The organism is Frigoribacterium sp. Leaf164 (genome assembly GCF_001423665.1).
Classification (GTDB): domain Bacteria; phylum Actinomycetota; class Actinomycetes; order Actinomycetales; family Microbacteriaceae; genus Frigoribacterium; species Frigoribacterium endophyticum.
The window spans coordinates 545,925-566,700 of sequence record NZ_LMOX01000003.1 but is presented as its reverse complement, the minus strand read 5'-3'; the positions used below and the strand labels follow the sequence as shown (position 1 = coordinate 566,700).

Sequence of the window (20,776 nt, the reverse complement as noted above, 5' to 3'; positions counted from 1 at the left end):
CGTCCCCGCCGGTGCGGCGGGTCGCCGTCCTCGGGGGCGGGTCGCCGCCGACCCGCCCACGAGGGCACCGACCCGCCGACTCGACGAACGAGCGCGCCCACGAGGACACGGACCCGCCGACTCGACGCTGAGGCGAGGCGGCTCGGTCGGGGCGTCTCAGGCGGGGCGCCTCAGGCGGTGCGGGTCAGCGCCGCGAGCACCTCGGCCATGACCTCGCCCGGGCCGACCTCGCCGGTGGCGGGGGCGTCGAACGCCGAGCCGAGCGCGACGTCGATGAGCAGCCGGGCGAGCGTGTCGGACGACAGCCCGGTCACCTGTCGCGCCTGGCCCTGCAGCACGACGTCGACGAGACCGCGCAGCGTGTCGAGCACCGCCCGCCGCCGGTCGACGAAGGCCGCCATCACGGCCTCGTCGGCGAGGGCCTGAGCGCGGAACTCGCTCATCAGGGTGAAGTCGTCGGCCGTGACCTGCGCGTAGGGCGCGAAGGCGTCGCGCACGGCGGCGGGGAGGTCGGAGAGCGGCGTGCCCGGCAGCATCATGTGCTCGAGGGCGCCGAGGGCCCCCTCGGTCTCCTGCGTCAGGAGGGTGATGACGAGGTCCGACTTCGACTCGAAGTTGGAGTAGACCGCGCCCTTGCTGAAGCCCGCGGCCTTCGCGACGTCGTCGAGGGTGGTCGCGTGGACGCCGCGCTGCGAGAAGAGGGTCGAGGCCGCCTGGAGCAGCCGTTCGCGCACCTCGGCGCGGGGCGGTCGTGAGGTCCGCTCTCGTTCCGTGGTCGCCATGACCGCCACCCTAGCGGGCTCCGGCACCCCGTCGGGCACGCCCGGGGCTGACCCCCGGAAGGGGGGTCACCGGGGTGCATACCCGAGAGTATCGGGGGCGCTACCATCGAGGTACCTGACGCACCCGAGACGCCAGGCCTGGTGCACCCGGAGCACCAGAGAGCGACGCGAGCGCGCGGCGCGGCACACCCCGACCTGCCCGAACAGGTCGCCCGTCGCGCGCTCGAGTCAGCACCCGCGCGGGCACCCGCGTCGCCGCCGGCGCGCTGACAGCACCCCAGCGCTCCCGCCGTGGCGCCCCGCCTCAGGGCCGGGTCAGCAACCGGGCCGGAGGCGCGGCGTCGGTCACGAGCACGCCCCCCACCCAGGTCGCGGCGACGAGCCCGACGAGCTCCGCGCCGTCGAAGGCCGACACGGGGTTGCGGTGCGCGAGCGCCGTCACGTCGACGGTGAAGGGCTCCTCCGGCGCGAAGGCGACCAGGTCGGCCGCGGCCCCCACCGCGATGCGGCCCTTGGCCGGGGAGGCCCCGGAGCCGTCGCCGAGCCCGACGAGGTCGGCCGTGCCGCTGCTCATCCAGCCGAGCACGCGCTCGAGCGGGACGCCGCGCGCCCGCGCCCCCGACCAGACGGCCCGGAAGCTCAGCTCGAGCCCGGCGATGCCGCCCCAGGCGAGGCCGAAGTCGCCGTCGCCCGCGAACTTCAGCTCCCGCGTCGACGGCGAGTGGTCGGACGCGACGACGTCGATCGTGCCGTCGACGAGCGCGGCCCAGAGCAGCTCGCGGTTCGCCTCGTCACGGATGGGCGGGCAGCACTTGAACTGCGTGGCGCCGTCGGCGATCGAGCCGGCGTCGAAGGTGAGGTAGTGCGGACAGGTCTCGACCGTGAGCCTCAGGCCCTCGGCCTTGGCCGCGCGGATGGTGTCGAGCGCGCGCGCCGACGAGAGGTGCAGCACGTGCGCGCGGCCGCCGGTCTCGCGCAGGGCCTCGACGACGTGCTCGATCGCGGTGGTCTCGACCACCTCGGGGCGGGAGCGCACGAAGTCGTCGTACACCGCGCCTCCGGCGGGACCCTCGGGCAGACCGGCCGCGGCGGCGTCGAGCTCACCCGGGTCCTCCGCGTGGACGATCAGCAGGCCGTCGAAGGCCGCGAGCTCGCGGGCCGCCGCGTGCAGCTGCTCGGTGCTGAGGTGCGGGAACTCGTCGACCCCCGACGGCGACAGGAAGGCCTTGAAGCCGAAGACGCCGGCGTCGTGCAGGGCCCGGAGGTCGCCCGTGCCCAGGTTGCCCGGCACGGCGCCGCCCCAGAAGCCGACGTCGACGACGGACTGCGGCGCCGCGGACGCGCGCTTGAGCTGGAGGGCGGCGACGGTCGTGGTCGGCGGGACGCTGTTCAGCGGCATGTCGACGATCGTCGTGACGCCGCCGGCGGCCGCGGCCCGGGTGGCGGAGGCGAAGCCCTCCCACTCGGTGCGGCCCGGCTCGTTGACGTGCACGTGGCTGTCGACCACCCCGGGCATCAGCACCTGGTCGGCGGGCAGCGTGACGTCGGGGCCGCCCGGGCTCGCGGCGACGGCGTCGAGCGACCCGATCGCGACCACCACCCCGTCGCGGACGTGCACCGACGCGGCCCGCCAGGCGCCGTCGACGAGCACGCGCTCGGCCCGCACGACGAGGTCCCCGGCGAGGTCCCCGGCGAGGTCGTCGGCGACCGCGTCAGCCACGGGGCGCCCCCTCGGCCCCGGCGGCGACCGCCTCGGCCGCCTTCACCCGCTCGCGCATCAGGTGCCCGGTCAGCGCGACGAGCAGCGTCAGGCCCCCGGCCGCGCCCATGCCGACGCCGATGTGCACCTGCAGCAGCAGGGCCCCGACGCCCGCGCCGACGAGGATCATCAGCACCGCGAGCACGCGCCGCGGGAAGTTCTTGCCGTCGCCGCCGGCGAGCTTCGACTCCGACGCGAGCCCGACGATGGTCGAGGTGACGACGACGGTGGTCACGTCGGCCACCGCGATCTTGCGGGCGGCCGCGGCCTGGAGCCCCATGGCCGCGCCGAGCAGGCCGGTGATCGTGTAGGCCCAGGGCGACCCCTCCTCGGGCAGCACCCAGAAGCACGAGAGGCCGAGCACGAAGAGCACGCCGCCGGTGACCGAGAAGGCGATCGTGCTGCGGCCCGACCAGCCCTTCCGGCCGCCGCGCAGCAGCCGCCCGCCGCCCGCCGCGCCGACGAGGAACGCCACGAGGGCGACCACGGGGCCGACGATCGGCAGCCCGTCGGCCTGGGCGATCGCCATGCCGAGGATGACCACGTTGCCGGTCATGTTCGCCGTGAAGACGCGGTCGAGGCCGAGGTAGCCGACGGCGTCGATGATGCCGGTGGTGAAGGTCAGCGCGAGCATCATCACGAGGTGCATGCGGGCCTGGTCACGGCGGAGGCGCGTGACCGGGTTCCGGCTGGCGCGCTCGGGGGCGGGGGGTGCGGCGGTGTCGGTCACGGCGGTCCTTTCGTGGGGCGGTACGAGTCTGGCAGCCCCGCGGCGGGGCCCGGGCGAGCCCGGCTCAGCACCGCGAGCCCGGCTCAGCACCGCGGGGCGGGCCGGCTCACCCGGCGCGGTGGGAGTGGGCCCAGCCCCCGTCGCCGAGCACCCACTCCTCGCGACGGCTCGCGGTGTCGGGCGCGCTCGACCAGGCGGTCACGCGGGTGGGGCGCACGACGAAGCCGGCCCAGGTCGGGGGCGGCTCGAGACCCGTGCCTCCCGCGGTGGCGACCCGCGCCTCCCTCTCGGCCTCGGCCGCGGCCCAGCGGGCGCGCCGCTCGGCGAGCGGGAGCGCGGCGAAGTCGTGGGTGTTGAGCCAGGCGAGCTGCTGCAGGTAGGGCGAGCGGGCGGCGTACGCCGCGGCCACGGCCGGGGGGTCGGCGGGCTCGGCCCGGCCCCGCACCACGAGCTGGTGCGTGAAGCCGGGCCAGAGCACGGTGACGGCGACCAGCGGGTTCGCCCGGATCTGGGCGACCTTGCGGCTGGTCGCGTCGGTGTGGAACGACAGCCCGTCGCGGGCCACCGACGAGAGCAGCACGGTGCGGGCGTCGGGGCCCCCGTCGGCGTCGACCGTCGACAGGGTCACCTGGGGGCGGTCGGGGTCGTCGTCGGGCGGCAGCCACGCCTCGAGCACGGCCCAGGCCTCGTCGGGCAGCCTCACGCGGCGGGCCCGCCCGGCGGCCGGTGCCGGAACCGCGCGATCTCGGCGAGCTGGGCCACCCCGTTCCGCACCGCCGTGGCGTGCAGCTCGGCGCCCCAGGCGGCGTTCGCCCCGCTGGCGTCGCCGACGACGCCGTCGGGCCCGAAGTCGTCGCTCGTCCAGCCGAAGTGCACCGGCCCGCCGTTGAAGCGCACGAACTCGGTGTCGAGCAGGTGGTCGGGGATCCACCGCCGGGCCTGGCCCATGTCGACGAGGTCGGGCCGGAGGTGCAGGATCATCGACGTCTCGCTGTGCCCGCCGTGCACGCCGAAGCCGTGCTCGTCGGGCCCGTTCACGCCGTCGCCCGCCACCATGCCGGTGCCCATCAGGAAGGTGCGGAGACCGAAGCGCCGCCGCAGCTCGCGGAGGGCCACCTGCAGCAGCGCGATGTTGCCGCCGTGCCCGTTGTAGAAGACGAGGGTCCGGGCGGGCGTGGCCGCGACCGAGCGGCCGATGTCGACGACGGTCTGCAGCAGGGTCTCGGCCGTGAGCCAGACCGTGCCCGGGGCCCAGTGGTGCTCGTCCGACTTCGTGTAGGCGAGCGGGGGCAGCAGCCAGACGTCCTGCCCGCCGGCCGCCGCCTCCTCGACGACCGCCCGGCTGATCAGGTCGGCCATCAGCCAGTCGGTGGCGAGCGGCAGGTGCGGGCCGTGGTGCTCGATCGCGCCGGTGGGCAGCACCACGATGCTGTCCTCGCCGAGCGCCGCCGACAGGGCCGGCCCGCTCAGCTCGACGAGGTCGCGCGAGCGCGAGCGGACGCGAGGCCGGGGCCGCAGGTCGCTCACGAGACCTTCGCCCCGGTGTCGACGCCGACCGCGGCCGGCGCCCCGTGGCCGCCCTTCACGCCCGGGTCGGGCCCGCCGACCGTCGCGGGGTCGACGAGCTTGCCGGGGTTGAGCAGCCCCTCGGGGTCGGTCGTCGCGGCCAGGGCGCGGGTGCGCTCGGGCTCGAAGTCCACGTACCACTGGTGGGGGTTGTGGTAGCCGACGCCGAGCGCACGGAGCTTCGCGAAGCCCGCGTACACCTCGGCGGCGGAGCGGTAGACCCCGGCGAGCATGCCGATCGGCCGCCCGTGCTGCGACTCGATGTGAAGCATGCCGCCCTCGTAGACCGCGTGCACCTCGTCGATGCGGTCGACCAGCGCGTCGCCGGAGACCTCGACGTGGAAGTACGTGTCGGGGTAGGCCTTCTGCAGCCACTCGATCGGGTGGTTGTACGACATCATGCTGATCTTCATGGCGGTCTGGGGGCCCTCCCGCACGTCCTCGACGCGGCCCCCCGCCTCCTCGACCATCCGGGTGGCCTCCTCGACGGTGGCGGCGTCGAGGATGGCGCGCAGGCTGACACGCCCGGCGGGGATGCCCGGGTCGTCGGGCAGCGCGTCGGCGAGCGTCGGCAGGTCGGCGCTGACGAGGCGGGGCGTCGGCTCGAGGGCCGCGAACGGGCGGATGAGCGACAGGGCCTGCTCGAAGCGGTCGAAGCTCGCGAAGAACCCGCGCCAGTCCTGCAGCGGCTCGAGCGCGACGGTCGCCCGGGCGATGACGCCGGCCGTGCCGTAGTTGTGGACGTACGGCTGCGCGTCGTCGCCCTCCACGTGCACGAGCCGGGCGTCGGGCACCGCGTGCACGACGTCGAGCGCCGTGACGAAGCCGGAGCTGTTCGAGCCGTGCTTGATCGACCCGGTGCCGCCGGAGCCCCCGGCGAGGAACCCGCCGATGGTCGACTGCGCGGTCGACGGGTACATCAGGATCTGCTGCCCGGTCTTCGCGGCGGCCTGCTCGAGGGCGACCATCGTCGCGCCGGCCTCGGCGGTGATCCAGCCGACCCCCACCTCGACGACGGCGCGCGCCCGGGTCAGGTCGAGCACGAGGCCGCCGGCCATCGGGATCGCCTGGCCGTAGTTGCCGGTGCCCTTGCCGCGGGGCGTGACGGGCACGCCGTGCCGCACGGCGGCCGCGACGACCGCCGCGACCTGCTCGGCGTCGGCGGGGTAGGCGACGAGGTCGGCGAGGCCGAGGGGCAGCTGCTCGCTGATCACCGGCGAGAGGCGCGAGCCGTCGAGGCTCGCCCTCTCACGGGCGGCGAGCTCGACCGAGACCCCGCGGTCGCCGAGCAGCTCGCGCAGCTCGGCCTCGAGGGCGGCGGTGGCGGAGGCGGTGGTGCCGGTGGTCGTGCCGGCGGTGCTGGTCAGGGCGTCGGCCACGGCTCAGAACCCCAGGCTGATCGAGTCGTCGAGGAACTCGTTCGTGTAGAGGTCGCTCGGGGCGAGGCCCTCCTTCAGCGTCGAGCCCTGCGCCTCGAAGATCTCGGTGTCGAGGTCGATGATCTTCTGCATGCGCTCCTCGTCCATGTCGCCGACGTAGCCGTTGTCGCCGTCGGTCGCGATGCCGAGCGCCTTCATCTGCTTCACGGCGTACGCGGCGACGTCGGCGTCGTAGACCCAGCCGGTGTCGTACTGCTCGACCAGGTCGACGATCTTCTCGTTCGTGGCCTCGGGCGAGGCGAAGTAGTCGACGTCGGCCTGCTGCAGCACCGGCACGAGCTTCTCCAGGCAGGGGCTGAGCTCCTCGAGGTCGCCCGTCTTGACGGCCATGGCCTCGGGGTAGATCGGGTAGCCGGTGTCGTTGATCAGCTGGTACTCGAGCGGCTTGCCCCAGGCCGAGACCTGGTTCTCGTAGACGAACGGCTCGGCCGTGGCGAAGCCCTGCTGGGCGTCCTTCCCCTGCGACACGACGAACTTCGACGGGGTGCCGTCGTAGCTGCCGTCGGTGACGCCCTCGGGGAGGATGTCGTTGCCGATCAGGTAGTCCATGTACGCGGCGCCGGAGAAGTACCGCACGACGCCGTCGTCCTTCGCCAGCTCCTTCCCGAGCTCCTCGATCGTCGTCACGTCGGGGTAGGTCTCCGGGTCCCACATGATCATCTGGGGCGAGATGTCGTTCTCGGCGAAGACCGCCGTGGTCGGCAGGTCGGCCGAGTTCTGCACGGCGACGTCGGTGGTGACGTAGCCCATCGTGATGTCGTCGTCCTGGTACATCTGCGAGGTGACGGTGTTGAAGCCGATCGCCGGGCCGCCGGCCCGGATCTCCACCTTCACGCCGGTCGGCTGGCCGCCGGCCATGAGGTCGCTCGTCACCGTCTTCTGGTCGGCGTCGACGGTGTAGTCGTCGCTGAGCAGCTGGTACGCGTGGCCGTGCTCGGCCTCCGGGTTCCAGTCGGTCTGGATCACGACGGTCGCGGGGCAGACGCCCGAGAGGTCGACGCCCGAGCCGCTCGCGGCGGCCTGGGGCGCGGCGTCGTCGGAGGGCCCGGCGGAGCAGGCCGAGAGGGCGGCGGCCGTCACGACGACGAGTCCGAGGGCCGTGAGGGTGCGGGAGGTGCGGGGCATGGGGTTCTCCTGTCAAGGGGGTGGAGCAGGGGAGCGGGCAGAGCGGTGCTGTGCTGGGGGCGGAACGGTGGGGGGAGGTGCGGGAGGGGAAGAGAGGGGGAGCGCCGGAGGCGCGGGCCGACCGGGCGGTCCGCCGCGGTCGTGTCGGTGGCCGGCTAGTTCGCCGTGAACCACTTGCCCGTCGCGACCCGGCCGAGCCAGCCGAACGCCACGAAGACCACGACGCCGAGGACGCTCGCGACGACGATCGCGGCGAACATCTCGGCGCCGTTGAGCCGCTGGTTCATCACCGAGATCAGGACGCCGAGGCCGCCGTCGCCGCGCTGGAAGAACTGGTCGGCGACGATCGCGCCGATCACCGAGAGCCCGGCCGAGTTGCGGAGGCCGATGAAGATCGACGGCAGCGCGGCGGGGAACCGCAGCTTGGTCAGCAGGGTGAGGCGCGAGGCGCCCTGCAGCTGGAAGAGCTCGCGCTGGCCCTTGTCGACCGACTGCAGGCCGAACAGGGTGTTCGACACCATCGGGAAGAGGGCGAACATGACCGTGACGATGATGCGCGACGGCATCTCGTAGCCGAAGAGCGACCCGATCAGCGGCACGAGCGCCAGGATCGGGATGCACTGCAGCACGACCGCGTACGGGAAGAGCGCGCTCTCGATCCAGCGCGCCTGCACCATGAGCACCGCCCAGGCGACCCCGATCACGATGGCGATCGCCAGGCCGATCACCGCGATCAGCGTCGTGTTGCCGAGCGCCTCGAGCAGGTCGGGGCGGAAGTCGGCGTCGAGCAGCACGGCGTTGAGCACGAGGTGCGGGTACGGCACCAGGAAGGGCAGCCCGCGCACCTGGTCGTAGTACAGCGCGATCAGGTAGCCGACGCCGATCAGCGCCACGAAGACCACGATCGGCAGCACGACGTCGCGCGTCCGCGCCGCGCGGGGCGTCAGGGCCCGGCGCGGGGCGCGGGGGCCGGTCAGCCGGGGCTGCGCGGCGGGCGCCGTGCTCGGCTCGGCGGGGGAGACCCGGGTGTCGATCGCCATCAGCGGTGCCCTTCTCGGAGTGCGTGCGAGACCTCGCCGACCAGCTCGGCGAACTCGGGGGTGAAGCGGATGTCGGGGTCGCGGGGCATCGGGAACGGCACGTCGAACTCGCCGACGATGCCGCCGGGCCGGCCCGACATGACGATGACGCGCGTGGAGAGGTAGACGGCCTCGGAGACCGAGTGCGTGATGAAGAGGCCGGCGAACGACTTCTCGACGAAGAGCCGCAGCAGCTCGTCGTTGAGGCGCTCGCGGGTGATCTCGTCGAGGGCGCCGAACGGCTCGTCGAAGAGGAACAGCTCGGGGTCGAGGGTCAGCGACCGGGCGAGCGAGGCGCGCATCTTCATGCCGCCCGAGAGCTCCTTGGGCAGCGACGTCTCGAAGCCCGACAGGCCGACGAGGTCGATGGCCTCGGCGGCGGCGCGGCGCCGGTCGGCCTTCGAGGCCCCGTTCAGCTCGGCGAGCAGCTCGACGTTGTCGCGGACGTTCCGCCACGGCAGCAGGGTCGCGTCCTGGAAGACGTAGCCGATGCGGTCGGTGTCGACCTCGGCCCGCCCCGCCGAGGCGCTCTCCAGGCCGGAGGCGATCCGGAGCAGGGTCGACTTGCCGCAGCCCGAGGGGCCGACGACCGTGACGAACTCGCCGCGGTCGACGGTGAGGTCGACGCCCTCGAGCGCGACCGTGCCGTTCGGGAACCGCATGGCGACGTCGCGGAAGTCGAGCAGCGTGCCGACGGTCGTCGGCGCCGGGGCGCTCGGGCGGGGGGTGGCGGTGGTGGTCATGCGGGTCACCTGGTCTCCGTGAGGGTGCGGTCGGTGGGGGCGGCGCTCCGGGCGCGCTCGGCGGCGGGGGCGGCGACGTGCCGCGTGACGACGCTCTCGGCGACGACGCGGCCGGCGTGCAGCACGGTGCGGTCGGCGGGCGCCGAGGCCACGGCCTCCGCCAGCGAGGAGGCGCGGATCGCCAGCAGGTCCGCCCGCGCCCCCGCCACGGCTCCGGCCACGGGCAGGCCCATGACCGACCGCGCCCCGTCGCTCACCGCGTGCCAGGCCTCGTCGATCGTCAGGTGGCCGGCGACGACGAGCAGCATCGCCGTCTCGAGGGCGTCGCTCCGGCCGAGGGGGTTGAAGGGGTCGCGCACGTTGTCGGCGCCGGCCGCCAGCCGCACCCCGGCGTCGAGCAGCTCGCGCACGGCGGTGAGGCCGCGGGGCGTGGCGACCGGCGACTCCCACCCCTGCAGGTAGAGGTTGGTGATCGGGTTCGCGATCACGCCGACGTCGGCACGGCGGACCGCCTCGACCACCTCGTCGCGCTGGGCGGCGGGCATGCTGCCGAGGCGCACGCAGTGGCCGGCCGAGACCGGCGTCGTCCAGTGCTCCACGCGGCGCGCGAGGGTGAGCAGGGTGTCGGGCCCGTGCAGGCTCTCGTCGGTGTGCAGGTCGACGCCGACGCCGCGGCGCTCCGCGATGTCGAGCAGGCGGTGCAGGTCGCGCTCGGGCTCGCGGGAGAGGTGCGGGGCGCCGCCGACGAGGTCGACGCCGAGGTCGAGGACGGCCTCGACGTCGCGGTCGGGGCTGTCCTGCGAGGCGAGGGCGACGATCTCGACGTCGACGAGGTCGCGCAGCTCGTCGCGCACCCGCACCAGCGCCTCCGCCCCGCGCGTCGCCTCGGCACCGAGCAGCACGTCGACGTGGGTGCGGACCGCGGTGGTGCCCTGGGCCAGCATCGCGAGCAGCTGGCGGCGGGCGCGGTCGGCCACGTCGTCGACGGTCATCGTCGCGGCGTGCACGCGCCAGGAGGCGATGGCGAGCTCGAGGTCGCCCATCGGGGGCCGGATGGCGTCCCAGGAGAGGGCCTTGTCGAGGTGGGCGTGCGGCTCGGCGGGGGCGGTGAGCAGCAGGTGGCCGGCGAGGTCGAGGGTCTCGGCCTCGGGGGCCCGTGCCGCCGTGCCCGCCGGGAGGACCGCCTCCACCGTGTCGCCGGCCAGGACGACGTCGACCACCGAGCCGTCGGGCAGGGTGGCCGCGGTCAGCAGCGAGATCGGGCGGGGGAGTCGGCTCACGGGTCGTCCTCGGGTCTGTCGGCCGGTGGCCCCTCGGGGGGAGGGCCGGACGGTGCAGGGTGCAGAATGTTGATCGCATCAACATGGTTCAATCTAAGGACGGCTCGTTTCGGGCACGTGACGCGGCCGTTTCGCCGTGTTAATTGCGGGCCGGGCCGTCCGACCGCCGTGGTAGACCTCGTCTGTCCACCCGATCCAGGAGGCTCCCGTCACGTCCCTCGACGACATCGACACCGTGGCTCCCGCCGCCGAGTCGGCAGCGACCTCGGCGCCGGCATCGGCCCCGGGGCCCGCCGCGGTGACCGCCGCGCCTGCCGCGGTGACCGCCGCGCCCGCCGCGGTGACCGCCGCGCCCGCCGCCGCGCCCGTCGACCCGCAGGCGCTCGCCGTGGGCTCGCGCATCCGGCGGCTGCGCCGGGCCCGGGGCCTCACCCTCGTGCAGCTCGCCGGCGAGGCCGAGCTGTCGCACCCCTTCCTCAGCCAGCTCGAGCGCGGGCTCGCCCGGCCGAGCCTCGTCTCGCTCGAGCGCATCGCCCGGGCGCTCGGCACGAGCCAGGTCGAGATCCTCGCCGCCGTCGACGACGACCGCCCCGGCGACCAGCCCGGCGTCGTGCACGTCGCGGCGGCCGAGGGCTCGACCGGGCGCTACGGGCAGGCCTCGGCGCGGCTGCTGACGCACGGCGACCGCGCCTTCCACCCGATGGAGATGACCGGCTACAACCGCGACCCCGGTGACTTCTTCGAGCACGCGGAGGACGAGTTCGTCCACGTGCTCGCCGGTCGCCTGCGCGTGGAGCTCGGCGACGAGGGCGTGCACGTGCTCGGCCCCGGCGACTCCCTCTACTACGTCGGGGGCACCGCCCACCGCTGGGCCGCCGTCGACGACGACGGCTACCGCCTGTTCGTCGTCAAGCAGAGACCGGAGACCCTGTGACCGCCCCCACCCGACTGCCCGACACCGCCCTCGACGTCGTCGTGACGGCCCGCACCCGCTCCGCCGACCGGGTCGAGCTCTTCGAGTTCGCGGCGCCCGACGGCCGCCCCCTGCCGCGCTGGCAGCCCGGCGCCCACGTCGACGTCGCCCTGCCCGGCGGCGAGGTGCGGCAGTACTCGCTCTGCGGCGACCCCGACGCGCCCACCTGGCGGGTCGGCGTGCTGCGTGAGACGGACGGACGAGGAGGCTCGGCCTGGCTGCACGACTCCCTGGCCGTCGGCGACGCGGTGCGGCTGGCCGGGCCCCGCAACCACTTCGAGTTCGAGCCCCGTCGCGGCACCTCGTACGTGTTCGTCGCGGGCGGCATCGGCGTCACGCCGATCTCGGCGATGGCGCGCGCGGCGGCACGTGCGGGCGTCGAGTACGTGATCCACTACGCCGGCCGCAGCCGCGCCTCCCTCGCCCTGCTCGACGAGCTGGCCGAGCTGCACGGCGACCGGCTGCACGTGCACGCCGCCGACGAGGGCGACCGGCTCGACGTCGACGCCCTGTTCGCCGGGATGGCCGCGTTCACGACGACCTACTGCTGCGGGCCCGAGAGGCTGGTCTCGGCCGTGGAGGCGGCCGGTGCCGGGCGGCAGGTCGTCGTCGAGCGCTTCGAGCCGAAGGAGGTCGGCGAGCCGGTGCGGCACGAGTCGTTCGAGGTCGAGCTCGCCGCCTCGGGCCTGACGGTCACGGTGCCGCCCGACCGCTCGGTGCTCGACGTCGTCGAGGAGGCCGGCGTGCTGGTGCTGTCGAGCTGCCGCGAGGGCACCTGCGGCACCTGCGAGACGCCCGTGCTCGAGGGCGAGGTGGACCACCGCGACTCGATCCTGACGCCCGACGAGCAGGCCGCCGGCGACCGCATGTTCCCCTGCGTCTCGCGGGCCGCGTGCCCCCGGCTGGTCCTCGACCTGTAGCGCCCGCGCGCCCCGCCCCTCGCGCCTCGCGCCTCGCGCCTCCCGCCCCGACTCGCCCCGCGCCTCCTGCCCCGTCCTCTCAAATTTGAGAGCGATCCGCGAGTCGGGCCCCACAGTTCCCCCTGCCCACGGCCCGCCGAGCCGGATCGCTCTCGCATTACTGAGACCGAGCTGCGGACATCGACCTTCCCCTCGCCTCGACGACGCGTCCGCCTCCGCCGTCGCTCCTGCCCCAGGCCCCTGCGACTCTCAAATTTGAGAGACATCACTCCCCGCGGGGACCGGAACACCCGGTGACGGAGGGCCTCGGGGCCAGGATGCTCTCGCCTCGGGCGCCCGCCACCGCGGCCGCGCCGGGCGCACCCGGCTCACCGCGCGTCAGCGGCCCACGCGCTCGCGGAGGGCCGCGACCAGCTCGTGCTCGTCGGCCCCGAGGAGGCGCCCGTCACGCACCACAGGGCGGCCCGCCACGAGCACGTGGCGCGGACGCCGCCCCGGGCTCGCCCAGAGCAGCCCCGCGACCGGGTCGGCGACCCCGGCGTCCGCGACCCCCGAGACGTCCCAGAGGCAGAGGTCGGCGGCGGCACCGGGCCGGAGGTGGCCGAGCTCGGGGCGGCCCAGCCCGGCGGCCGAGCCGGAGGTGGCGAGCCCGAGCGCGTCCCGGGCCGTCAGCGTCAGCGTCGGCGACGAGGCAGCGCCCTCAGCGCCCGCAGCGCCCTCGGCGCCCCCCGGCCGCGGCGCCAGCGGCGCGACCTGCATCGCGAGCCGCGCGTCCGCCAGCAGGTGCCCCGCGTCGTTGCTCCCGCCGCCGCTCGTGCCGAGCCCGACGACCACCCCCGCCGCGCGCAGCGCCGCGACCGGCGCCACGCCCCAGCCCATCGGCAGGTCGCACCCCGGGGCGTGCGTCGCGGTGACCCCGGCCGCCGCCAGCCGCACCACCTCGCCCGCGTCGACCGCGCAGAGGTGGGCGATCGTGACGTCGTCGGCGAGCCAGCCCCAGTCGTCGAGCAGGTCGAGCGGGCGACGCCCCCAGCGCTCGAGGGCGATCGCGACGTCGACCTGCTCGTTCGCCTGGGTGCGCCTCCTCAGCCCGTGGCGGGCCGCGACCTCGGCCAGCAGCTCGAAGGTCTCGCGCCCGTCGCTGTGCACGCCGGCCGGCCCGACGGCGAGCTGGAGCATCCCGTCGGCGCTCACCCCGCCCCGCGGCACCGGCCCCTCCGCCCCGAGCAGCCCCTGCACGATCGCCTCGGCCGACGCCGCGGCGCGCTGCGGGTCGTCGCGCGCCGAGCCCCTCACGAAGACGAGCCGCCCGCCGAGCCCCCGGGCCGTCTCCGCGATGCTCCGGGCGATCGCGACGGTGTCGGCCACGGCGGCGTCGGCCGTGGCCCCGCTGAGGGCGGCCCTGCCGGGGGCGCCCCCGCCGAGGCCGGGCGCGGCGGGCCAGTTGAGCTGGTGGTCCGCGACGGTCGTCACGCCCGCGAGCAGCCCCTCGGCGACCCCGACGGCCGTGGTCGCCGCGACGAGCGACGGGTCGATCACGGCCGAGCCGTACGCCGCGGCCATCGCGGGCAGCCACTCGGCCATCGGCACGTGGCGCGTGCCGGGCAGCGTGCGGAACCCGCTCTGCAGCAGGTGGTGGTGCGCGTTGACGAGCCCCGGCGTGACGACGCACCCGCCGGCGTCGAAGACGTCGTGCCCGCCGCGCAGCGCGTCCTCGCCCGGGGGCGCCACCACGACGCCGTCCCGCACCCAGAGGCTGTCGGCGGTCTCGGTGGACTCGTCGACGACGACGCGCACGGCGCCGCGGACCTCGAGGAGGCGGCCGGGCGGCAGGGAGGTCGGCAGGGGCGTCGTGGGCATGCGAGATTCCTAGCAGCGCCGTGTGTCGGGCGCGTTTCCGCCCCGTGCGAACAGGGGGAGTCGCCCCCACGCTCCGCAGATAGGCTCGCCCGCATGAGCGACCAGACCCCCGACCGCATCCTCATGTTCGGCGCCGACTGGTGCCGCGACTGCCGCCGCTCGAAGGCGCTGCTCGACCGCGAGGGCGTGGAGTACGACTACGTCGACGTCGAGGCCGTGGAGGACGGCGCCGACCGGGCATACGCGATCAGCGGTCGCACGCAGATCCCGGTCGTGGTCTTCCCCGACGGCAGCCACCTCGTCGAGCCCACCGACCCCGAGCTCGCCGCGAAGCTCTAGGCGCAGGCAGTAGGCGCGGGCCCAGGCGCAGCCGCAGGCAGGAGGCGGGCGCCCTGGCCCCCGCGTCGCCGGCGGAGCTACCCGCGGCCGCCGATCCGCTGCCGCCGCTCGGCGACGACGCCCTTGACCGCCTCGTCGAGGTGCGGGTGCACGAACTCGTAGCCGCCCTCGACCAGGCGCTCCGGCAGCACCCACCGGCTCTTCAGCACGAGCTCCGTCTCCGTGCGCAGCACGGCCGTGCCGAGCTCGAGCATCCACCGCGTCGCCGGCAGGCCGACGGGCATCCCCACCGCACGACGGACGACGCCCATCATCGTGCGGTTGTCGGTCGGGTTCGGCGACGAGAGGTTCACGACCCCGTCGACCTCCTCGTGCTCGCGCAGCCACTCGATGCTGCCGAGCACGTCGTCGACGTGGATCCAGCTGAACTTCTGGCGCCCGCCGCCGGCGCCCTCGCGGTGGTGCGTGCCGGCCGCGAGCCGCGCCCGCGTCGCGGGCCACGGGCCGTCGAGCTGCGGGCCGCCGAGGCCGGCGCGCGCCAGCCCCATCAGCGGCACCAGTGCGCTGCCGTCGCCGAGCACGATGGCCATCCGCAGCGCGACCCGACGGGTCGCGGGCAGGTCGGGCGCGAAGAACTCGCGCTCCCAGGCCGTCGCCACGTCGACCGAGAAGCCGGTGCCGATCTGCCCGGTCGACTCGGTCATCGGGCGGTCCTCGGCGTGGCGGTAGATCGTCGCGGTCGACGAGTTGAACCAGACGGCGGGAGGCGCGGTGCACGCGAGCACCGCCTCCGCCAGCTCCCGCGTGGTCTCGACCCGCGACCGGAGGATCTCGGCGCGGTTCTCGGGCCCGTAGCGGCAGTCGACGCTCTTGCCGGCCAGGTTCACGAGCACATCGGCGCCCTCGAGCAGGGCCGTGATGCCCGCGGTGTCGCCCCAGCTGGCGTCGGAGCGGGAGCGCCCGACGGTGCTGACGCGGGCGCCGCGCGCGCGGTAGGCGGCGGCGAGGTGCTGGCCGATGAAGCCGGAGGCCCCGGCGAGGACGACGTGCTCGGTCATGGTGTTGTTCCCCCTGGGTGGCGGTCGGCCGCCGCGGCGCGGGGCTCGATCCGGTAGTCGAAGTGTCCGGAGTACTCGTAGATCCTGCCGACGACCGGGGCGTCGAGCGTCAGCGAGACGCGCTGGCGCCCGGCCGCCGGGTCGAATGCCTCGTGCAGCGTCACGCGCGGCGAGACCGCCCGGGGCAGCGGGAGGTGCCGGCGACCGACGCGCAGGGCGAGCGCCCCCGACGTGAGCACGAGCCCGCCGTCGACGACGGCCACGGCGAGGTCGGCCGACCAGCGGCGTCGCGTGCCCAGGTGGTCGACGAGGCCGCCCGGCCCCGCGGTGATCGCGTCGACCATGCTGCGGTGCGAGTCGGGGTCGTCCGAGAACGCGAACGTGCGCACCGCCCCCACCACGACGTCGCCGGCGGGGTCGACGCCGGGGGTGTTCACGACGCCGAAGGGCACGTCGTGCTGCCAGACGGGGAAGAGCACGCCCTGCCGGCCGAGCACGGCGAGCACCGGCCACAGCCAGCGCCGCGGGGTGCCCACGCGGTCGAGGACGCCGTGGCCGACGCCCACCGAGCCGACCGGGATCGCCGCGAAGTACGGGCGGAGTCGCGGGTGCAGCCCGTCGAGCAGGTCACCGGCCACGGACTCCCACGGCGACGGGGGCGGGGTGGTCGGGGCGACGGACACGTGCCGAGCCTAGGGGCACGGCGTGGGTAGCCTCGGCGCATGGAGACCACCGTGCACCCCCTCGTGACCGCGGCCGAGCTGGAGCGCGAGCTCCGGGGCCCGCGTGCCCCGCGACTCCTCGACGTCCGGTGGCGGCTCGACCGCCCCGACGGCCGCGACGACCACCGTGCCGGGCACCTGCCGGGGGCGGTCTACGTCGACCTCGACTCGGAGCTCGCGGGCCACGGCGCCCCCACCGACGGGCGGCACCCGCTGCCCGCGACGGCCGACCTGCAGGCCGCGGCGCGACGGTGGGGCCTCGGCCGGGGCGACGCCGTCGTCGTCTACGACGACCTGGGCGGGCTCTCCGCCGCGCGGGCCTGGTGGCTGCTGCGCGTCTCGGGGGTGGCCGACGTGCGCCTGCTCGACGGCGGGCTGGCGGCCTGGCGCACCGCGGGCCTGCCCGTGGAGCAGGGCGAGGTGACGCCCGTGCCCGGCGACGTGGTGCTCGAGCCGATCGGGGCGGGGCGCGACGGCCTCGGCGTCGTCGACACGGAGGAGGCCGGGGAGTGGCCGGAGCACGGCGCGCTCGTCGACAGCCGCGCCGCCGAGCGCTTCCGCGGCGACGTCGAGCCGGTCGACCCGCGGGCGGGGCACGTGCCCGGTGCGCTGAGCGTGCCGACGGCCGGCAACCTCGGGCCCGACGGGACGTTCCTCGAGCCGGCGGCCCTCGCGGCGCGCTACCGGGAGGCGGGCGTCGACCTCGAGGGCGACGTGGCCGTGTACTGCGGCTCGGGCGTGACCGCGGCGCACGCGGCCCTGGCGCTCACCCTGGCGGGGGCCCGCCCGGCGCTCTGGCCGGGGTCGTGGAGCGCCTGGTCGTCCGACCCGGCGCGGCCCGTGGCGGTCGGCGACCCGAGCGACGCCCCTGACGACCGACGCCCCTGACGACCGAGGGCGCTGACATCGAGGCGCGTCGCGCCGTTTGACATGCGACATTTCAGCTGTCACACTGGATCCATCAGCGCGGCCGCCGGTGAGCCTCCTCCCCCCTCGGAGGCCCGGCGGCCGCGCTGACCTGCTGTGCCGGCTGACCTGCTGTGCCGGCCGACCTGCTGTGCCAGCCGACCCGCTGTGCCGGCCGACCCGCCGCTAGTCGGCGACGATGACGGCGATGGCGCGCTTCAGGGCCTCGCGGTCGGCGCGCAGCTGCGCGACCTCGGCCTCGAGCTCGCTGATGCGGTCGCTCGTCGCGGCGCTGCCCGAGCCCGGGGGGCGGCCCCGGCGGGGCGCGGCGACGGCGGCGGCCTCCTCGAGGCTCTCGTCGGCCTCGGCGGCCTCCGCCGCGACCTCGGGCTCGACGGGCGCCGGGGCGTTGGCCTTCTCGTGGGCCCGGATCCAGCCGCGCAGCGACTGCTCGCCGACCTCGAACTCCTCGGCCGTCTCGCGGATGATCGAGCGGTTGCCCGGCTCGGCCTCGCGCCGCTCCAGCACTCGGGCGAGCGACTTCTCGCGGGTCTCGTCGGTGTACTTCTGCTCGAAGGGCATGGGGGCTCCAGTGTGCGATGTCGTGATGATGGTGTCTTCGTCACCGTGCGCGGGAGCCGGTGATGTGTAGACGGTACTGCATCCATGTAGATCGTCACCGAGTTGTCCACAGGGCGGTGCGGGATGTACCGCGAACGCATGTTGTCGAGCATGATGCGCGAAGCATCGTCATGTACTGCGGGTGTCGCGCAGCACGACGAGCGTGCTGCGCGATGTCGTCGAGCTGCCGGACGGGTGTCGCTCGCCGTGCCCTCGACGGGGGTCGGGGTGCCTGACCGTCCGCCCGTCCTCCCCGACATGTCGGGCAAAGCAGCTTAAGGTGGCCGTGTGTGGCGACCCGACAGACAGCATGACGACGGCGACGACGGGACCAGTCCTGTCGTCGCCCCGACGAGTGCGCCCGGGGTCGTGGCCCCCGGCGCCCTGAGCCTCGGCAGGCCGGGCCTCGAGGTCGGCAACGCCGCGGAGCCGATCCGCGAGGGCTGGCGGCGGACGCTCTCGAGCGTCGGCGGATCGTCGACCCTCCTGCACTTCGGCGACGAGCAGCGGGCGCGCATCGAGCTCAGCACGACGCACCCCGGCGGCCTCGCGCAGTTCATCACCGGCAAGACCACCCTGCTCTCGAGCCTCATCCGCGACGACCTCGCCCTGCGCACGGCGCGCGTCGCCGCGGGCGAGATCGCGGCGAAGGGGCTCGAGCTCGCGACGGTCCGCGGCATCGACGCCGTCCACCTCGCCATCGGCATGGCCGCCTGGTCGTTCGCCGGCGAGGACTTCCGGGCCCCCGTCCTGCTCCGCCCGCTGGCGATCCGCCGTCACGGCCGTGACTTCGAGGTCCGCCTGCTCGGCGAGCCCGTGCTGAACCCCGCGCTCGCCGACGCCCTGCACGACCAGTTCGACATCTCGCTCGACGCCGACGCCTTCGTGGCGCTGGCCGGCCGCGACGGGTCGTTCACGCCGAACCCCGTGATCGACCGCCTCCGCGGCCTCACCGCTCACCTCGACTGGTTCACCGTCCAGCCCCGGCTCGTGGTCTCGACCTTCGCCGAGGTCTCGACCGAGATGGCCCTCGACGCGCGCCAGCTCGACCACCCGGTGCTCGACGCCCTCGCCGGCAACCCGATGGCGCTCCGCCAGGTCGAGGAGGCGTACCGCCCGACGACCGCGACGCCGCAGGACGAGCGCAGCCCCGAGACCGACACCCTGCTGCTCGACGCCGACCCCGAGCAGGAGAACGTCGTCGCGCAGATCGCGGCCGGCAACTCGGTCGTCGTCAAGACGCTGCCCGGCACCGGCGGCACCCAGACCATCGTCAACGCCGTCGGCCGGCTCGTCTCGCAGAACAAGCGCGTGCTGGTCGTCAGCCCCCGCCGGGCGACGCTCCGTGGCATCACCGCCCGCCTCGCCGACATCGGGCTGCCGGGCGTCGCGGTCGCGCCGACGACCCTGCGCCGCGACGTCATCCGCGCCATCGCCCGCGACGAGAAGGCCACCCACCCGCAGATGGGCGAGGTCGACGACGCCCTCGTGCGCCTGCGGAAGGTCCTGGTCGACTACCGCGGCGCGCTGAGCCGCCGCGACCCCGAGCTCCGCGTCTCGGTGCTCGACTGCCTCACCGAGCTCAGCCGCCTCGCCCTCCTGCCCGCCGCCCCGGCCACGACCGCCCGCCTCAGCCGCCGCAGCGTCGAGGCGATGGTCGAGGGCCGTCGCCGGGTCGCCGAGACCATGGTCAACGCCGCCAACCTCGGCGAGTTCCGCTACGGCCCCGGCGACTCGCCCTGGTACGGCTCCCGGTTCACCGACTCCTTCGGGGCCGGCGACGCGCACCAGCTGGCGAAGTCGCTGCACCACCGCGACCTGCCCCGGCTGCTCGAGCGCGCCGACGAGGTCATCGGCAGCACGCGGATGCGCCCCTACGAGTCGGTCGCGGAGCTGGGCGTCTACCTGCGCCTCCTCACGGAGATCCGCGACACCCTCGACAAGTTCCTGCCCGTGGTCTTCGACCGTTCGGTGGCGGAGCTCGTCGCGGCGACGGCGCCGAAGCGCGACGCGCCCGACATGTCGAGCGCCAACCGCCGCCGCCTCAAGAAGCTCGCGAAGGAGTACGTGCGGCCCGGCGTGCACATCGCCGACCTGCACAGCGCCCTGCAGCGCATCCAGCAGCAGCGCATCATGTGGCAGCGCTACGTCGCCGCGGGCACGCCGCCCGAGGTGCCGACCGGCATCGCCGACGCGCACGTGCTGCACCAGCAGGTCTCGCACGACCTCGAGCGCCTCGACGGTCCGCTCGGCCTCGCCGGCGACGAGGGCCTGACCCAGATCGGCGTCGTCGAGCTGCGTCAGCGCCTCGAGGCCCTGGCCGCCGAGAGCGACGTGCTGCAGAACCTGCAGGAGCGCACCGAGCTGATGACGACGCTCCGCGACCTCGAGCTCACGCCGCTCATCACCGACCTCGCCGAGCGCCACGTGCCCGAGCAGCAGGTCGCCGCCGAGCTCGAGCTCGCCTGGTGGCGCTCGGCGCTCGAGTCGCTGCTCGAGGCCGACCGGGCCCTGCTCGGCGCGAACACGGCGATGCTCGACCGCCTCGAGGCCGACTTCCGCCTCGTCGACGAGGCGCACGCCGCCGGCAGCGCCCAGCTGCTCGGGTGGCAGCTCGCCGAGAACTGGAAGATCGGCCTCGTCGACTGGCCCGAGGAGGCCTCGGCGCTGAAGATGCTGCTGCGCCAGCGGCACGTCACCGCGCGCCTGCTGCACGACGCGGCGCCGCACCTGTCGCGCGCCGTCGCGCCGGTGTGGCTCGCCTCGCCCTACGAGGTGCACACGATCGCCGACACGGTGCCCTTCGACACCGTCGTGCTGGTCGACGCGGGCGCCACGACCATCGCCGAGAACGTCGGGGCGATCCGCCGCGGC

Annotated in this window: 19 protein-coding genes; 5 read left to right on the top strand and 14 right to left on the bottom strand. The window is 75.1% G+C overall.

Features of this window, described 5'->3' with window-relative positions; translation table 11 throughout:
- Nucleotides 1-170: 170 nt before the first annotated feature.
- The 10 genes from ASF82_RS15925 to ASF82_RS10595 all read right to left on the bottom strand — a co-directional run bounded on the left by ASF82_RS15925 (nucleotide 171) and on the right by ASF82_RS10595 (nucleotide 10,503).
- Nucleotides 171-782 (bottom strand): TetR/AcrR family transcriptional regulator, encoded by a 612-nt coding sequence (locus ASF82_RS15925; RefSeq protein WP_082514564.1) that lies wholly within the window; start codon nucleotides 780-782, stop codon nucleotides 171-173.
- A gap of 304 nt (nucleotides 783-1,086) precedes the next feature.
- Nucleotides 1,087-2,502, bottom strand: a complete 1,416-nt coding sequence (gene allB, locus ASF82_RS10635) for an allantoinase AllB (protein WP_056056854.1) — start codon at nucleotides 2,500-2,502, stop codon at nucleotides 1,087-1,089.
- Complete coding sequence (locus ASF82_RS10630; RefSeq protein ID WP_235491264.1) at nucleotides 2,495-3,271, bottom strand: DUF1275 family protein; 777 nt, start codon at nucleotides 3,269-3,271, stop codon at nucleotides 2,495-2,497. Before ASF82_RS10630 ends, allB begins: the two co-directional genes overlap by 8 nt.
- Before the next feature lie 106 nt (nucleotides 3,272-3,377).
- The gene (locus ASF82_RS10625) at nucleotides 3,378-3,974 is read right to left on the bottom strand and encodes a pyridoxamine 5'-phosphate oxidase family protein (RefSeq protein ID WP_056056853.1); all 597 of its coding nucleotides are present in this window, start codon (nucleotides 3,972-3,974) and stop codon (nucleotides 3,378-3,380) included.
- Nucleotides 3,971-4,798: a creatininase family protein gene (locus ASF82_RS10620; RefSeq protein ID WP_056056851.1), complete on the bottom strand. Its 828-nt coding sequence runs from the start codon at nucleotides 4,796-4,798 to the stop codon at nucleotides 3,971-3,973. Before ASF82_RS10620 ends, ASF82_RS10625 begins: the two co-directional genes overlap by 4 nt.
- Nucleotides 4,795-6,216, bottom strand: a complete 1,422-nt coding sequence (locus ASF82_RS10615) for an FAD-binding oxidoreductase (protein ID WP_200931997.1) — start codon at nucleotides 6,214-6,216, stop codon at nucleotides 4,795-4,797. The genes ASF82_RS10620 and ASF82_RS10615 overlap by 4 nt, the downstream gene beginning before the upstream one ends.
- Before the next feature lie 3 nt (nucleotides 6,217-6,219).
- Nucleotides 6,220-7,401 carry a hypothetical protein gene (locus ASF82_RS10610; RefSeq protein ID WP_056056849.1) on the bottom strand — a complete coding sequence of 394 codons (1,182 nt, stop codon included), beginning with the start codon at nucleotides 7,399-7,401 and terminating at the stop codon, nucleotides 6,220-6,222.
- 155 nt (nucleotides 7,402-7,556) lie between these two features.
- Nucleotides 7,557-8,441, bottom strand: a complete 885-nt coding sequence (locus ASF82_RS16160; protein WP_056056848.1) for an ABC transporter permease — start codon at nucleotides 8,439-8,441, stop codon at nucleotides 7,557-7,559.
- The gene (locus tag ASF82_RS10600) at nucleotides 8,441-9,223 is read right to left on the bottom strand and encodes an ABC transporter ATP-binding protein (RefSeq protein ID WP_056058967.1); all 783 of its coding nucleotides are present in this window, start codon (nucleotides 9,221-9,223) and stop codon (nucleotides 8,441-8,443) included. Before ASF82_RS10600 ends, ASF82_RS16160 begins: the two co-directional genes overlap by 1 nt.
- Nucleotides 9,224-9,228: 5 nt before the next feature.
- Nucleotides 9,229-10,503, bottom strand: coding sequence for an amidohydrolase family protein (locus ASF82_RS10595; protein ID WP_056056846.1), 1,275 nt, complete (start codon nucleotides 10,501-10,503; stop codon nucleotides 9,229-9,231).
- Between the two features lie 319 nt (nucleotides 10,504-10,822).
- On the opposite strand from ASF82_RS10595, the gene ASF82_RS10590 reads away from it, so the two are divergent.
- Both ASF82_RS10590 and ASF82_RS10585 read left to right on the top strand, forming a co-directional pair.
- Complete coding sequence (locus tag ASF82_RS10590) at nucleotides 10,823-11,437, top strand: helix-turn-helix domain-containing protein (RefSeq protein ID WP_235491263.1); 615 nt, start codon at nucleotides 10,823-10,825, stop codon at nucleotides 11,435-11,437.
- Nucleotides 11,434-12,396: a PDR/VanB family oxidoreductase gene (locus ASF82_RS10585; RefSeq protein WP_082514562.1), complete on the top strand. Its 963-nt coding sequence runs from the start codon at nucleotides 11,434-11,436 to the stop codon at nucleotides 12,394-12,396. Before ASF82_RS10590 ends, ASF82_RS10585 begins: the two co-directional genes overlap by 4 nt.
- A 378-nt stretch (nucleotides 12,397-12,774) precedes the next feature.
- Here ASF82_RS10585 and ASF82_RS10580 read toward each other — a convergent pair whose 3' ends face one another.
- On the bottom strand, nucleotides 12,775-14,256 hold the full coding sequence (locus tag ASF82_RS10580) for an amidohydrolase family protein (protein WP_056056844.1): 1,482 nt from the start codon (nucleotides 14,254-14,256) through the stop codon (nucleotides 12,775-12,777).
- Nucleotides 14,257-14,349: 93 nt separating this feature from the next.
- Between ASF82_RS10580 and ASF82_RS10575 the strand changes: the two genes are divergently transcribed.
- Nucleotides 14,350-14,595: a glutaredoxin domain-containing protein gene (locus ASF82_RS10575; RefSeq protein WP_056056842.1), complete on the top strand. Its 246-nt coding sequence runs from the start codon at nucleotides 14,350-14,352 to the stop codon at nucleotides 14,593-14,595.
- Between the two features lie 77 nt (nucleotides 14,596-14,672).
- Here the strand turns inward: ASF82_RS10575 and ASF82_RS10570 are convergent, their stop codons facing one another.
- Nucleotides 14,673-15,653 carry an epimerase gene (locus ASF82_RS10570; protein ID WP_056056840.1) on the bottom strand — a complete coding sequence of 327 codons (981 nt, stop codon included), beginning with the start codon at nucleotides 15,651-15,653 and terminating at the stop codon, nucleotides 14,673-14,675.
- Entirely contained in the window at nucleotides 15,650-16,336 is a 687-nt protein-coding gene (locus ASF82_RS10565) for a DUF4166 domain-containing protein (RefSeq protein WP_056056838.1), read from the bottom strand. Before ASF82_RS10565 ends, ASF82_RS10570 begins: the two co-directional genes overlap by 4 nt.
- Nucleotides 16,337-16,375: 39 nt before the next feature.
- On the opposite strand from ASF82_RS10565, the gene ASF82_RS10560 reads away from it, so the two are divergent.
- Complete coding sequence (locus ASF82_RS10560; RefSeq protein WP_056056837.1) at nucleotides 16,376-17,263, top strand: sulfurtransferase; 888 nt, start codon at nucleotides 16,376-16,378, stop codon at nucleotides 17,261-17,263.
- A 204-nt stretch (nucleotides 17,264-17,467) separates the two neighbouring features.
- Here ASF82_RS10560 and ASF82_RS10555 read toward each other — a convergent pair whose 3' ends face one another.
- Nucleotides 17,468-17,863: a hypothetical protein gene (locus ASF82_RS10555; RefSeq protein ID WP_056056834.1), complete on the bottom strand. Its 396-nt coding sequence runs from the start codon at nucleotides 17,861-17,863 to the stop codon at nucleotides 17,468-17,470.
- A 327-nt stretch (nucleotides 17,864-18,190) separates the two neighbouring features.
- On the opposite strand from ASF82_RS10555, the gene ASF82_RS10550 reads away from it, so the two are divergent.
- Nucleotides 18,191-20,776 (top strand): AAA family ATPase (locus ASF82_RS10550; protein ID WP_369814274.1); only part of this gene is annotated, 2,586 nt, incomplete at its 3' end.